This is a genomic window from Brenneria izbisi (genome assembly GCF_025840185.1).
Classification (GTDB): domain Bacteria; phylum Pseudomonadota; class Gammaproteobacteria; order Enterobacterales; family Enterobacteriaceae; genus Brenneria; species Brenneria izbisi.
On the sequence record NZ_JAMPJU010000002.1, the window covers coordinates 1 to 14,516 of the forward strand.

General features: G+C 50.7%; 12 protein-coding genes. 6 read left to right on the forward strand and 6 right to left on the reverse strand.

Going from position 1 to position 14,516, the window contains the following annotated elements; translation table 11 throughout:
• Nucleotides 1-238 precede the first annotated feature (238 nt).
• Together NC856_RS02745 and NC856_RS02750 are read left to right on the forward strand one after the other, a co-directional pair.
• Entirely contained in the window at nucleotides 239-694 is a 456-nt protein-coding gene (locus NC856_RS02745; RefSeq protein ID WP_264088907.1) for a type II toxin-antitoxin system HicB family antitoxin, read from the forward strand.
• Nucleotides 695-1,337: 643 nt separating this feature from the next.
• Nucleotides 1,338-2,747, forward strand: a complete 1,410-nt coding sequence (locus tag NC856_RS02750; protein ID WP_264088909.1) for an EmmdR/YeeO family multidrug/toxin efflux MATE transporter — start codon at nucleotides 1,338-1,340, stop codon at nucleotides 2,745-2,747.
• 119 nt (nucleotides 2,748-2,866) lie between these two features.
• On the opposite strand, the gene ompX is transcribed toward NC856_RS02750, so the two are convergent.
• On the reverse strand, nucleotides 2,867-3,382 hold the full coding sequence (gene ompX / locus NC856_RS02755; protein ID WP_264088911.1) for an outer membrane protein OmpX: 516 nt from the start codon (nucleotides 3,380-3,382) through the stop codon (nucleotides 2,867-2,869).
• A gap of 657 nt (nucleotides 3,383-4,039) precedes the next feature.
• Between ompX and dps the strand changes: the two genes are divergently transcribed.
• The 4 genes from dps to glnQ all read left to right on the forward strand — a co-directional run bounded on the left by dps (nucleotide 4,040) and on the right by glnQ (nucleotide 7,124).
• Nucleotides 4,040-4,543 (forward strand): DNA starvation/stationary phase protection protein Dps, encoded by a 504-nt coding sequence (dps, locus tag NC856_RS02760; protein WP_264088913.1) that lies wholly within the window; start codon nucleotides 4,040-4,042, stop codon nucleotides 4,541-4,543.
• Nucleotides 4,544-4,975: 432 nt separating this feature from the next.
• Complete coding sequence (gene glnH, locus NC856_RS02765; protein WP_264088914.1) at nucleotides 4,976-5,719, forward strand: glutamine ABC transporter substrate-binding protein GlnH; 744 nt, start codon at nucleotides 4,976-4,978, stop codon at nucleotides 5,717-5,719.
• Nucleotides 5,720-5,745: 26 nt separating this feature from the next.
• On the forward strand, nucleotides 5,746-6,405 hold the full coding sequence (gene glnP, locus NC856_RS02770) for a glutamine ABC transporter permease GlnP (protein ID WP_264088915.1): 660 nt from the start codon (nucleotides 5,746-5,748) through the stop codon (nucleotides 6,403-6,405).
• On the forward strand, nucleotides 6,402-7,124 hold the full coding sequence (glnQ, locus tag NC856_RS02775) for a glutamine ABC transporter ATP-binding protein GlnQ (RefSeq protein WP_264088916.1): 723 nt from the start codon (nucleotides 6,402-6,404) through the stop codon (nucleotides 7,122-7,124). Before glnP ends, glnQ begins: the two co-directional genes overlap by 4 nt.
• Nucleotides 7,125-7,171: 47 nt before the next feature.
• Here glnQ and NC856_RS02780 read toward each other — a convergent pair whose 3' ends face one another.
• The 5 genes from NC856_RS02780 to NC856_RS02800 all read right to left on the reverse strand — a co-directional run bounded on the left by NC856_RS02780 (nucleotide 7,172) and on the right by NC856_RS02800 (nucleotide 14,514).
• Nucleotides 7,172-9,031 (reverse strand): M3 family metallopeptidase, encoded by a 1,860-nt coding sequence (locus tag NC856_RS02780; protein ID WP_264088917.1) that lies wholly within the window; start codon nucleotides 9,029-9,031, stop codon nucleotides 7,172-7,174.
• Between the two features lie 49 nt (nucleotides 9,032-9,080).
• Nucleotides 9,081-10,049 (reverse strand): DNA-binding protein YbiB, encoded by a 969-nt coding sequence (ybiB, locus tag NC856_RS02785; RefSeq protein ID WP_264088918.1) that lies wholly within the window; start codon nucleotides 10,047-10,049, stop codon nucleotides 9,081-9,083.
• Between the two features lie 98 nt (nucleotides 10,050-10,147).
• Nucleotides 10,148-11,479 carry a TolC family outer membrane protein gene (locus NC856_RS02790; RefSeq protein WP_264088919.1) on the reverse strand — a complete coding sequence of 444 codons (1,332 nt, stop codon included), beginning with the start codon at nucleotides 11,477-11,479 and terminating at the stop codon, nucleotides 10,148-10,150.
• A gap of 2 nt (nucleotides 11,480-11,481) precedes the next feature.
• On the reverse strand, nucleotides 11,482-12,810 hold the full coding sequence (locus tag NC856_RS02795) for an HlyD family type I secretion periplasmic adaptor subunit (protein ID WP_264088921.1): 1,329 nt from the start codon (nucleotides 12,808-12,810) through the stop codon (nucleotides 11,482-11,484).
• Nucleotides 12,811-12,822: 12 nt separating this feature from the next.
• Nucleotides 12,823-14,514 carry a type I secretion system permease/ATPase gene (locus tag NC856_RS02800; protein ID WP_404802303.1) on the reverse strand — a complete coding sequence of 564 codons (1,692 nt, stop codon included), beginning with the start codon at nucleotides 14,512-14,514 and terminating at the stop codon, nucleotides 12,823-12,825.
• Nucleotides 14,515-14,516: the final 2 nt, after the last annotated feature.

Consider the following 14,516-nt stretch of genomic DNA (forward strand, 5'->3'; position numbering starts at 1 on the left):
CCTCGGCTTGCTTCAGGATGGACATGATCTGGCTGTCAGTGAAACGTGATTTTTTCATAGAGATCTCCCCGGTTCAGGTTACGAGAAAATTCTACTTATGAACACACCGGTTTTTCGGGGGGATTACCGCCCCTGACGAAAACCTCCGCCTCTGTCAATTAAAAAATACAACATAAATGTTGTATTACATAACTTTCATGCTATTCTGTTATCGATTTCAATAAAAAGGAGGCGTTATATGTTCACATACCCTGTATTCGTGAGTTTTAATGAAGACTCAGGACAGTATGAAATACTCTATAGAGATTTCAAAAACTTAACATCTGTTGCATTCACAGAAGAGGATATTGACCTGGAAGCGGCCAGTTGGTTGACGGGGATCATCGGAGAATATATTGATGCCCGGATCCCGATTCCAGAACCCTCAGCCTTGCAGCATAACGAAATAAGCATTCATCTTCCGGTGCTGGTCAATCTGAAAGCGGCTGTGCATAACGCAATGATACAGACCGGCACTCGAAAAGCAGATTTGGCGCGCAAACTTAATCAAAAGGGGCCACAGATAGACCGTCTGTTGGATGTAAACCATGCTTCCAAAATTGAGACGTTAGAGCAGGCTTTATATTTACTTGGCTATGAAGTTTCCGTTTCAATTGCACAAGTAAGCAAACGTAAATCCTTAAAAATAAACTAGCATTCGCGCTGGCCAAGTGAATTAACAGTTGTTTTCATGCATTCGCATATTATTCATCGCCTTAAATAATCACTCATGCGATTGATTTTATGGATAAAATACCGAGTGCTAATAGTTAAAGCCTAGTGAAAAGAGATTATGCCCTTCGTCTTTCAGGTTACAGGCGAGTTGTTTTCCTGCATCTTGATATTCATGGGGTAGATATCTGTGTGGTGTTTACAGGCTGTTTATTATTTTAAATCATTAGAAATGACGTCAACAGAATGAAATAAAACCGTATTCTTAACGCGTTTACGGTTTTATTTATTTGTTAGACGTAACCTCTCCCGCCCCCTTTTCGCCATCACTCGTTAATATGTACTGGAGCATCGATCAGGCTACTGCTACTCTGTTAAACAGTAACGGTATTTTTCACAAAAACAACACTGTGTTACTGCTTGAACCGGATAGGGAAAAAGACAGTTCACGATTTAGATCATGGATTCCCCGGTCGATAACTGACTACGCTACTTTTATTCTTGGCTACCTGATAGTAATCACCATCAGGTGCACTGACCACAGGCCAGATGACTGGCGCGGCATTCTGCTTTTTATTGAATTTAGCGGGGAAACGTTGCGATATCGATATCACCAAGCTCGTTTGATGAGCAAACTCAAAGATACAGACTGGTATAAGAAACGCTATTCAAATCGAGTGCTATTCTGGCGCGAAATATCACCGCTTGCTTTCCCTATCTTCATCGAAGGATTGTGCGTTGTCCTGATGGGTGTATTCAGTACTTTACTGGTCAGTTGGTTGGGTAAAGAGGCGATGGCTGCCGTTGGTCTGGCAGACAGTTTCAATATGCTTATAATCGCCTTTTTTACAGCGGTGGCGTTAGGTACTGCCGTCGTCGTGGCCTTCAGTCTGGGGCAACGCAACAGAAAACAGGCTCGCTCGGCATCACGCCAATCCATCTCTCTGCTTGTTCTGGTGTCATTTCTGCTGGTTGGGTTGGTTGAATTCGCGGGTGAATTGATCATTGATCTGATCGCGGGACAAGCTGACGAGCAGGTCAAGAGCCTCGCATTAACCTTCCTGCGCTGGACTGTCTGGGGCTATCCTGCATTAGCCATTGCACTAGTGGGATGCGGCGCCTTACGCGGCGCGGGCAATACCAAGCTGCCGATGGTCATCAATATCGGTATGAATATCCTTAATATTGTCATCAGCAGTATGCTGATTTACGGCGTTTTCTCCTGGGACGGTCTGGGATTCATCGGCGCAGGCATCGGCATTACCATTTCTCGCTATATTGGCGCGCTGTTTGTGATCCTGACATTGATGCACGGATTCAAGGGCGCGCTGAGAATACCGTTTAAGTCCTATTTCGCGCCTTTTACCGTCTCAATTCTGTATGAAGTCCTCAGTATCGGCATCCCGGCCAGTATTGAATCCGTGATGTTCAATGTCGGGAAGTTGATCACCCAGCGTTTCGTTGCAGGCATGGGTACCGAAGTGATCGCCGGTAACTTTATTGCTTTTTCGATTGCGACGCTGATAAATCTGCCAGGCAACTCGTTGGGTTCTGCGGCAACCATTATCGTCGGTACGCGATTAGGCAAAGGGCAGATCATGCAGTCTGTCCGTCAGTTGAACTATATCTTCTGGCTTTCCAATATCGGGCTTTGCATCCTTGCCGTGCTATCCATCCCCGGCGCGCGCTATATGGCGTCGTTTTATACCGATGAACCAGAAGTCATTGAGGTCGTTCAGCATCTCATTTGGTTGAATGCGCTTTTTATGCCGATCTGGGCGGCATCCTGGGTACTGCCCGCCGGACTGAAAGGCGCAAAAGACGCCAACTATACCATGTGGATCGCTATGGCTGGCATGTGGGGATGCCGGGTCATCGCTGGGTATGTTCTTGGCGTTATGCTCGGTTTCGGGGTTATTGGCGTTTGGATGGGAATGTTTCTGGACTGGATTGTGCGCGGCTTTTTTTACTACCGGCGAATGACGAGCGGACGTTGGCTGTGGCGTTACCGTGCAGTGCAATCACGCCAGCCATAAACGCCGTGCGTGGTTCAAACTCAAGCAAAATAAACGCATAAAAAATCCGCCCCACAGAGACGGATTTTACAGACACAGCTAATAACCCAAATTGAGGATAAAAGCCATACGCGTTGGAATTAGAAGCGGTAACCCACGCCAACAGCCCAGGTGCCAATATCCACACTGCGGATACGGCTTTGCTCATAACCTACATCCAGCGCGATGTCTTCCATCGGGTTAAACTGAAGACCGGCGCCGTAGGTGAAGCCATAGTCATCGTTACTCTGATGGAAAGAACCATCAGTAGCGTTGCCAGTGTATTTACCGTGGCTGAAACCAACAACACCGTAGATGCTCGCCCAGTCATTCAGACGATAAGCAGGACCGGCGCTAAAGCCCATGTAGCGGCCTTTGTTGTAAAGACCGTCACTGGTGTTGCTATCTTCCAGATAGGTGAAAGAGCCAATGACACCCAGCGGGTTATTGTCTTGCTCGTAACGATATTTCAGGTTAAAGCCTTTGGCTTTATTTACGACGCCTTGAGCGTCACCCTGAGCATAACCGGCAGATACCGTGCTCTGACCTGCCACTGCGGAACCTGCGCTCACTGCTAATACGCAAGCCAATGCTGAAAGACACGCGATTTTTTTCATATATACGGCCTCAAATTCATCTTACGAAAGAATACTTAATGCACTAAAACCAACACATTAAATATAACAAAAAATGATGCACTTGCTGCCTTTTTAATATTTTCCAACCACACCGCAGATGTAACAAATATTTTCAAACATGCTCTATGACACTAATTATATTGATATTTTTATGTAGACAACCAGATAGCAAATTAATTCGCCGCTGATTGATAAAACAGATAATTCTTAATTATTTGTTCAAATTACACGCTAGTTCATTTGGTTGAAGATACGCTTGCTATATATGTCGTAAATAAAAGTCAATAAAAGTAAGCATAGCCAGCCCCTTCCTTTACAATTGATGAGTCTGGCTTTCGCTTTCCGTGAGAAAAACCGTTCTCATCTTACCGCTAAGAAATTAACCTTATTTTTCATAAAGGTAAACTTCATATATTCCTATGCTATACTTTATAGAATATTCAGCGCTTCGGTTCTTATGTGCGAAAATGGATAATGATTATCATTAGTAAAAAAACTGATAATAAAAACAAGAGTATATATCTGCTATACCTATCCATTCGATAGGAAATTCTTTTCAATATCTTCTTCTATTGCTGTTATAATTAACCAAGTTGAACAGTTAGATGACGAAATTCAAATAAGAGGAATAATATTATGCGTACCGCTAAACTGGTAAAACCCGCATCTTCAGAGCTTATCTACACCCGCAATGATTTGGATGATGGCGTGAAGACCTCTACTATCAAGCTGTTAAACCAACTGGTAGTAGACTTTATTGACCTGTCGCTGATTACCAAACAAGCACACTGGAACATGCGCGGCGCCAATTTCATTGCGGTTCATGAAATGCTTGATGGCTTCCGTACTGCGATTACTGACCATCAGGACACCATGGCAGAACGCGTCGTTCAGCTTGGCGGCGTAGCGCTGGGTACGGTGCAGGCCGTCAATGAACAGTCTTCACTGAAAAGCTATCCAACCGATATCCACAGTGTACAGGATCATCTGAAAGCACTGGCGGAGCGTTATGCCAGCGTCGCCAATGATGTTCGCAAAGCAATCGCCAAAGCAGAAGATGAAGATACTGCGGACATTCTGACCGTCGCATCGCGCGATCTGGACAAATTTCTGTGGTTCATCGAATCCAACATTGAATAATTGCCGCCAGGGGCTGTTCCGAGCAGCCCTCTTTTGTTCTCTTCCCCACTCACTCCCCCACTTCTCTTGATTTGCCGCGTCTCAGTGCGCCGTCCTGATTTTGGTCAAAAACAAACCAAAAACCGGTACGAAATCCGCCATTCTATCTGTTTTATTGCTCAAAAAATTTGCTTTTGTCTGCAATAATGCAAGATAACTGAAATCAACGGTTGTTTCCCCTGTATGAATTAGTTAATCATAGCAATGTTCCACCCAAGGGTTTTGGATAAAAAAAAGTCCATCTCCCGGCAGGGTGACTAAATAAAAATGATATTTTCTATAAGACATTGATAATTATTCTAATGTTTTAACTGGTTTTACTTTTGCACTCTGATTGATCGGGCCTGTAAAACAAAAGGGCTTCTCACAACTGGTACAAATAGGAAGGATTTGATGAAATCACTACTTAAAACGTCTTTGGTTGCATTGACGTTAGCCATGAGCATTTCCAGCCACGCAGCGGAGAAACAACTGATTGTCGCCACCGACACCGCCTTCGTTCCATTCGAGTTCAAACAAGGCGACAAATACGTTGGTTTCGATATCGATCTTTGGGATGCTATCGCCAAACAACTCAATCTGACCTATACCCTGAAACCGATGGATTTTGGCGGTATTATTCCTGCGTTGCAAACCCGCAATGTGGATGTAGCGCTGGCAGGCATCACCATTACCGAGGAGCGTAAAAAAGCAATCGATTTCTCCGAGGGGTATTACAACAGCGGCTTGCTGGTTATGGTCAAAGCCGACAACAATGCGATTAAAGGCGAACAGGATCTGGCTGGAAAAGTCGTTGCGGTGAAAAGCGGCACCGGTTCGGTTGATTACGCGAAAGCCAATATTAAAACCAAAGATCTGCGTCAGTTCCCGAACATTGATAACGCTTACATGGAATTAGGCACCAACCGCGCGGATGCGGTGCTGCATGATACGCCGAACATTCTTTACTTCATAAAAACCGCCGGTAACGGCCAGTTCAAAGCTGTCGGCGACTCCATCAAGGCGCAGCAATACGGTATTGCCTTCCCGAAAGGCAGCGATCTGCGCGAAAAAGTGAACGGCGCGCTGAAAACACTGCGTGAAAACGGCACTTATGCTGAGATCTACAAAAAGTGGTTTGGCGTAGAACCTAAGTAATTGCCGATTTAATCTGGAGATATTCCATGCAGTTTGACTGGAGCGTCATTTGGCCTTCCCTGCCCCTGTTGCTGGAAGGGGCGAAAATGACTTTACTGATCTCAGTACTGGGGCTGCTTGGCGGCCTGGTTATCGGTGTGCTTGCGGGCTTTGCCCGCGCTTACGGCGGTTGGTTTTCCAGCCGCCTCGCACTGGTCTTTATCGAAATCATTCGCGGTACGCCCATCGTTGTGCAGGTGATGTTTATTTACTTCGCCCTGCCGATGATTCTGACTTCAGTGCGCATCGATCCCTTTGCCGCCGCGGTGGTTACCATCATGATCAACTCTGGCGCCTATATCGCGGAAATTACCCGTGGTTCAGTGTTGTCTATCCATAATGGTTTCCGTGAAGCTGGGCTGGCGCTGGGCTTATCCCGCCGAGCCACGCTGCGCTACGTTATTGCGCCACTCGCGCTGCGCCGTATGTTGCCGCCGCTGGGCAACCAGTGGATTATCAGTATCAAGGATACTTCTCTGTTTATCGTGATTGGCGTGGCGGAACTGACCCGTTCCGGCCAGGAGATCATCGCCGGCAACTTCCGCGCTTTGGAAATATGGAGTGCGGTCGCCGTGATTTATCTGTTCATCACGCTGGCGCTCAGCTTCGTCCTGCGTCGTCTGGAAAGAAGACTTAAGATTATATGATTGAATTTAAAAACGTTTCTAAACACTTTGGTCAGACGAAAGTCTTACACGATATCGATCTGAAAATTAACCAGGGTGAAGTCGTCGTGATTATCGGGCCTTCCGGCTCCGGTAAGTCCACCTTGCTGCGCTGTATCAATAAACTGGAAGAAATTACCAGCGGCGAACTGATTGTCGATGGTTTGAAAGTTAACGATCCGCGTGTTGATGAGCGTTTAATCCGTCAGGAAGCGGGCATGGTGTTCCAACAGTTCTATCTGTTCCCGCATCTGACCGCATTGGAAAACGTGGCTTTCGGCCCTATCCGGGTGCGCGACGCCAGTAAGGATGAAGCGGAAAAGCTGGCGAAAGAACTGCTGGCTAAAGTCGGTTTGTCCGAACGGGCGCACCACTACCCTGCCGAGCTTTCGGGCGGACAACAGCAGCGCGTCGCGATCGCGCGGGCATTGGCGGTTAAACCTAAACTGATGCTGTTTGATGAGCCTACTTCCGCGCTCGATCCAGAATTGCGCCACGAAGTGCTGACGGTGATGAAAGATCTGGCTGAGGAAGGCATGACGATGGTTATCGTGACCCATGAAGTCGGCTTTGCCCATAAAGTCGCTTCGCGCCTTATCTTCATTGATAAAGGCCGCATCGCAGAGGATGGCAATCCCGAAACGTTGATCACTAACCCGCCCAGCGAACGCTTGCGCGAGTTCCTGCAACACGTTTCCTGAACCAACATTATTAAGGGTGCGTTCGCACCCTTTGATTTTTCCGCCGATCAGCTCGGATATTCCTGCTCAATGAACGCCGCAAACGCCTGACACATCAGCGCATCGCTTTTTTCATTATCCGCCAGTACCCGGCTGCCATCGACGATGCGGATCCGCGCACCGAGATCAAAATCCGCCGCAGGTTGGGGACGTAATTGTGCCTGCCTCATACAGGCTTCGGCATGCCGCCAGGCTTCATCAACCGTCAAATTACAGGCCTGCGCCAGATAAGCCGGATTAAATCCTTCTCCCGTCAGGCTTCTCAGTGTGGCGTCATGGCTGACGCTGTTTCCCGGCAACCAGTAATGTTTTGCCAGATCGGGGCCGATAGCCGCGTTATCGGTCAGATAGCCGTCACGTTGCAGGAAATAGTGCCGGGTTTGCTCCACTGCCATCAGCGCCAGCAGATAACCCTGATAGGAACAAGCCGACTCCATCGATAACAGATGCGGGATCGCCAGCGTCGGCCTCGGGCTGCCGCTGATGCCTAAAATACGTTGTTCAACATCACGCGCCAGTTGAGTCATAGCTTGCGGTGTACGCTGTTCATCGGACCATGAATAGAGTTCCCACTCAAAATAAGGTACCAACAGAATATGCCGTTCATTAAAGGCGCGCATCGGCTGACGCGTACTGATATCGGCACGAATCAGTTCATCGGGGATCACCTCGCCCTGTGCATTTTGGGCATAACGTTTCAGCCAGTCAGCATCATGCAGCAGACTGTCGCAAAACATGGACTGCGTTTCCGCATACGCCATCGACGTTGGCGGAAACTCCTGTGAGAAGCAGGGCGCATTTTGACGAATATTGGCGAAGTGTGCGGCATGGCCGCCTTCATGAAATAGCGTATTGATACCACTGGCGCCGCTGCCCACCTGATCCGGCTTCGCCAGACTGGTGAAGTTAATGCGCGCCGGAATCCATTTATCCTGCTCAACAAAAGCCGGTACCGGCGCATGCATAAAACCGTTTTCGTACTTGCCCTTGCGCACCAGTAAATCCAGTTGCATTTCCGCGCCGTTAAAACCGATATGCAGACGCTTGAAACTATTGATCCAGCGTTCCAGCGACGCGGCAAACGGGAAGTAGGGATCAAGCTGACGGGTGACGTCTCCGGCGCTGGCGTAACGAATATTCCACGGCTGCAACGCCTCCGTCCCTTTCGACGCCGCCAGTTCACGCAGACTGCGGGCATTCGCTGCGCGGGTTTGTTCTTCAAAGGGATCGAGAATGGCGAAAAGCTGTTCCGGCGACATTCGCTCGGTTTTATTGATCTTGTAGTCAAAATAGTTGCGATACCCCATCTGGCGGGCAAAGCGGTTACGCAGGCTTATCAATTCAGGAAAGCCGTTATGCAGCAACCACTGCTCCAGATCACGCAGCGCTTGTTGCGAGCTTTGCCGGTAGGTTTCCGTATCATTGGTCGCCTGATTGGTCAGCAGTTCCCCCAATGAGGCCGGGACGCGCTCGCCGTTCGCATCCAGATGCGTCATTTCGTAAGTTTTACGCTTCTCATACAGGGCGCTTTCCGCGGCGATAATGTCATCCATCAGCGCTTGCGCCTGGGGATCTTCGATCACATTGCAATCAAAAAACCGATACCACCCTTGCAGACCGTGCAACAACGCTTGCTGAGCGTCACTCACCGGGCTTGCCTCCAGCGCGGCGAGGTGATGACGCAACTCGACCAACCGCCGCGGTTGAGAAATAAACCGCTTGTAAGCGCTTTCCGCTGCGGAAAAACGGGCGGATACGTCATCATTTCCGGTGCCCATATAAAGCCGCCAGAACAGATCTTCTTTGGTTTGATGAACGGCAAGATAGTCGCGGTTCAACGCATTAAAATAATCCGCTATCTGTTGCATGATGTTCCTTTCTTTAAAGAAAAATAACCACGCCTGGAACACCAACCCGCTATCCCAAACGCTTTCTAATCGTCGCGCTGGCCTGTTCCATGGTTGGCGCCTCCCCCGTTGCCACCAGGCAACAGGCAAGCTGCAAACGAATCGCATGCGGCAAGGCGATTTCCCCGGCCAGGCATTGCGCTATCCAGCGTGCGGTGGTGGCCGCATCTCTGGCGATCGGCAGGCTGTCGGGCGCCGCCACAATATCCTGTCGCAATTGCAGCCCCCGCATTTCCTGCTGGTGAATAAAATGAATTTCCGGGCAGCGTTGCGGATTGGCGTACACTTCCCCTTCCGTACCGTGCATCAATAAGGCGCGGCCTTGAATAGCTTTGAAAAATGTCCCGACGCGGTCAATATATTCCGGGTGCGACACGCTGGCGATCCTTAGCGCCTCACTCTCCGCAAAAGGCGTTGCCACTTTCGCTAGCGTATGGCTACTGTTACGCACGCCCATGCGCCAGCGTAGCTGCAATTGACGCTCAATCTCTGGACACAATACCGAAACCGGGATAAATACCGGATACCCCGCATCAAGTTGCTGCTGCGCCTGCCCGACGCTATCCGCCCGCGCAACGCCGAGGTTACGCAGTATCTCATGACTGGTCACGCGGGTGGGATCTTCACTAACGCCATGAATCACCACCGGAAAACCCAGTTTGGTCAGCAGCAACGCCAACAGCGGCGTCAGATTCGCCTGCTTTCTCGCACCGTTGTAACTGGGGATAACCACCGGCATGGGACGGTTCGCCGGCGGCTGAAGACGCAGCACCCGCTCATTCATGGCCTGATAAAAACCGCGCATTTCCGATTCGGACTCGCCTTTGATACGCAAGGCGATCAATAACCCGCCCAATTCGAGTTCAGGAACTTCTCCATCCAGCATATGACAGTAAAGTTCATAGGCGGTTGCCTGATCAAGATCGCGGGCATGGTGCTTGCCGCGCCCGACCTCTTTGATAACCTTGGTGTAATCCATGCAGGGCCTCGTTAACAGCGACACAATTGGTAGCTTGTAACGAAAATAGCATGTTTCACCTGGTGATGAATATTGTAAATGCGGCGCTAACGAATGACTCAATCAGGCCGGAACCAGGCGGCTAATTGCAGAATATGGTCTTCATTTAACGTACCGGCGGTATAACGCAATAATAACCACGACTGTAGCCAACCATATTTAGCCTCGGCCAGTTCTTGACGTGCGTCGTACCACGCTTGTTCCGCCAGCAGAATGTCCAGATTGATACGCTCGCCGCCAGCGACGCTAAGACGCGTGGCGTTGACGGCATCTTCCGCCGCGGCAGCCGTCATCTGCCAGGCGCGGATTTTGGCCACGCCATTATGGTACAAATTATATTGCCGTTTTAATTCCGCCAGTGTCTGTCGGGTGCGGTCATCCAACTCAGCCTGACGTTGCTGATACGTCGCCATTGCCTGCCTTGTCGCGGCGGAAACCGCGCCGCCGGCATAAAGCGGAACACTCAGTTGCAAGCCGATGCTTTGCGTATCGTATTTCTGATTATAGTTGTATTCGCTTTCCGAACGGCTATGACGTGAAGAGGCAACCAGCGACAACGTCGGCAAATGCCCTGCCCGGTTACGTTCGATATCGTACCGGCTAAGCGCCAGGTTTTCCCGTTGTTCCGCCAGCCTTGCGTTCCGGCGCACCGCTAACGCCTGCCATTGCGCCAGCGAATACTCTTCCGTCGTCGCCACAGGTTCGCGGGATAATGACAACGGCATCAATGCCTCCGCCGTCATCGCGCTGCCGGTCATACTTTGCAGTTCAGTCATCGCCGAGTCCAATATATCCTGCTGTTCAATGCGTTGCGCCTCTATCAGCATAATGCGCGCCTCAGTTTCACGCATATCGGTCAAGGTTCCTTCTCCGGCTGAGAGCAGGCGTTTATTCAGCGTAAGCTGTTCACGATAGGTGCGCTGCTGTGCTTCCAGCAATTGCTGTTTTTCCTGTGCCAGCAGCGCGTTGCTCCAGGCGCTATACAGACGGATCATCAAATCCTGACTGCGATCGCGAAACCGTTGGTCCGCCATTAGCGTGCGGGCTTTTCCCTGCTGGTAACGCATCCAGGCGGCATAATCCAGCAATGGTTGCCGTAGGCTGATCGTGGAGACGTAACTATCATAGTCACGCTGAGTGGTGTTATCGATGCGGCGGTCAGTCTGTGTTGTCGTCGAATGACTACGATTGATGTTGTAATTGTATTGTACCGTCGGCAACAGATTGGCCCGCGCCAACGGGGTTTCTTGCTGCCCGGCATCACGTTCATAACCCGCGGCGCGAAACTGCGCATCGTGGCGTATCGCCAGTTCCCAGGCATCAAGCAGCCCTAAAGCTTCAACGCCCGATGTAAACAGGCCGAGCGATATCAGAATGGCTATCCTTTGCATAATTACTCTTCCGTTAGCGCTAAATGCAGACGATCCGTTAATGGCTTGAACAGATAATTGAGGAATGACCTCTCACCGGTGCGTATAAAACCTTGTACCGGCATGCCGGGTTTGATCACCATCCCTTGCAAGGTCTTTTTACCCTGTTCATTCACCTGTATACGCAGGCTGTAATAGGATGAACCCTCTTTTTCATCAATCAGTCGATCAGCAGAAAGCAACGATACCGTTCCCGATACTTTCGGCGTCGTGCTCTGATTAAACGCGACAAATTGAAGCTCAACAGGTAACCCCGGCCAGATCTTATCCACCAGTTCAACAGGAACGCGCGCATCCACCAGCAAGGGTTGGTCATCCGGGACGATCTCCAGAAGGGTTTGTCCGGGAGAGATAACCCCACCTTCGGTAAACACCTTTAGCCCGACAATCGTTCCCGACACCGGTGCACGTATCTGGATGTTGGCCAGATTAAAATCCGCCTTTTCTTTCTGTCCGAACATATCGCGCAGCGACGCCTGAACGTCCGCCAACTCGCTGTTGACTTCTTTATCGTATTCCTGCTGATGCTGGGCGATAAGCAAGGTCTGCTGTTGAATATCGCGCCGGGTACGGTTCATCTCACCATCAACCTGCGCCAGTTCGCCACTGACCTGAGCATACAGGCGCTCGGTCTCCAGCATTTTGTTACGGGGTACATAGTTTTCCGCCGCCAGCGCGCGTAAACCTTGCAGTTGCTGCGCCAATGCGTTGCGTTGCGCCCGCTTGCTGACTATCACCTGCTGCTGCGCATCGAGCGATGAGGTCATTCCGGCAATGCTGGCCCGTAACCCGTCAGCTTTAAATTTCAGCGCCTGTTGGCGGTTATGCAATAACGCCCGCTGCAAGGCCAATATCTCGACCATTTCAGGCTGTTCCCGCAAAGGCAGCAGATTAGCGGCGATAACCAGATCATTCAATCCGCGCCGCTCCGCCAGGAGCCTGGCTTCACGCGCAACCAACAGCCGATATTGGGTCGCCAGCCCTTCGCTGGTGGTCCGCGCTTCAACCTCATTCAACGTGATCAGCACCTGTCCGGCTTTCACATCATCACCTTCGCGCACCAGGATTTTTTTCACAATACCGCCCTGATGATGCTGAACCGTCTTACGATTGCCAGACACTACCACGCTGCCGTTTACCGTCACGCCTTTGTCCAGCGGCGCGAACAATGCCCAGAATAAAAAACCGCCAAACCCGATCAAAACCAGCCACCAGCCCAGACGTACCGCACGCATTTCATCTTGCCGGGCTGCGCGTTCCATAGCGTCGTCATTCAGTTCAGATGCGTCCATTGCTTTCCCTGTTTAATGTGGCGCGGCGACAGAGGCCGTCATAGGTGACTGGCTGACTGCGCGATGATGTTGCAACTCGGTGAGGATCTGTTTGGTCGGACCAAAACACTGCTGCCTGCCCTGACTGATGATCAAAGTTTTATGCGCCAACGCCGTCAGCGCCGGACGATGCGTAATCAGTACGATCGTGGCGCCGCGCTGTTGCAGATGCGTGATAGCCTGTGCCAGCGCTTGTTCGCCTTCATTATCAAGACTGGCATTCGGTTCATCCAGAACCAGTAGGCAAGGGTTGCCATAGACTGCGCGAGCCAATGCTATACGCTGCCGCTGTCCGCCTGACAGACCATTGCCGTCAGCGCCCAGAGGAGTATCGTATCCTTGTGGTTGGGCAAGGATCATCTCATGAACCCCCGCCAACCGCGCGGCGGCGATAACCTTGTCGGCATCAACTTCACCAAAACGGGCAATATTTTCCGCTATCGCGCCCTGAAACAGTTGAACATCCTGCGGAAGATAGCCGATCGCCGGACCAAATGCGGTTTTGTCCACCTGACTCAGATCGACGCCATCCAGCCTGACCTGACCTTGCGATGGTAACTGCACCGCCACCAGCAAACGCGCCAACGTTGACTTACCCGACCCGGATGCGCCTAAGACCGCCAGCGTTTCTCCCGCCATCAACGAAAAGCGAATCCCTTGCAATCTGGCGGGGCCTTGCGGCGATCGAAGAGAAAGGTTAACCGCGCTGAGTTGACCGATCGGCGGCGGTAAAGCCATAGTCGCGGTTTTAGGCGGATATACCGTCATCATCCGGTTTAGCCGCAACCATGCCTGCCGCGCGTCACACAAGGGTTTCCAGATAGCGATCAATTGGTCTATCGGACTGAGTACCCGTCCGACCAGGATCGAACCGGCAATCATCATACCCGGCGTGATCACCCCCTGAATAGACAGCAGCGCCCCCACGCCCAGCATCAACGACTGTAAAAAGATACGGCAGTATTTCGAAGCGGCGCCCACCATTGAGGCCCGCTCGCTGGCAAGATTCTGTAGCGTGATGAACCGATAGTGCTGACCCAACCAACGGCGACGCAGGTTAGACAACATCCCCATCGCCTCAATGACATCGGCGTGACGTAACTGGGTATCGGCCAGATGTGTCGCCTGTAGCGCTTCCCGATTGGCCTCCCTGAGCGGCGTTGATGTAACAGATTGATTCATCCAGGCCAACAGCACCAGTACGGCTGTTCCCGCCAACGCCAGTAAGCCAAGCCAGGGATGCAGAAGAAAAAGCACCAGCAGAAACAAGGGAAACCAGGGAATATCAAAGAAAGCAAACAGTGAGTTGCCGGTAATGAACTGGCGCAGTAACGTTAGATCGTTAAGCGCTTGACCGGCCCGTGCGTCGCCGACATCCAGATTGCGAGCGAACGCGGCGTTGAATACCGATTGATTCATCAGTAAATCAAGCCGGGTGCCCAGCCGTATTACTATCAGACTTCTGACCCACTCCAGCCCCGCCATAAACACACACAGACCGGCAATCAGCAGCGTCAACATCAGTAATGTGGTGGTGTTGCTGGAAGCCAGTACGCGGTCGTAGACCTGAAGCATATAAATAGAGGGAGACAGCATCAGCAAATTGATGATGGCGCTAAAAATGCCAATGCTCCAGAAACTGCGCCGGAAGGGGCGCAGTATCATCA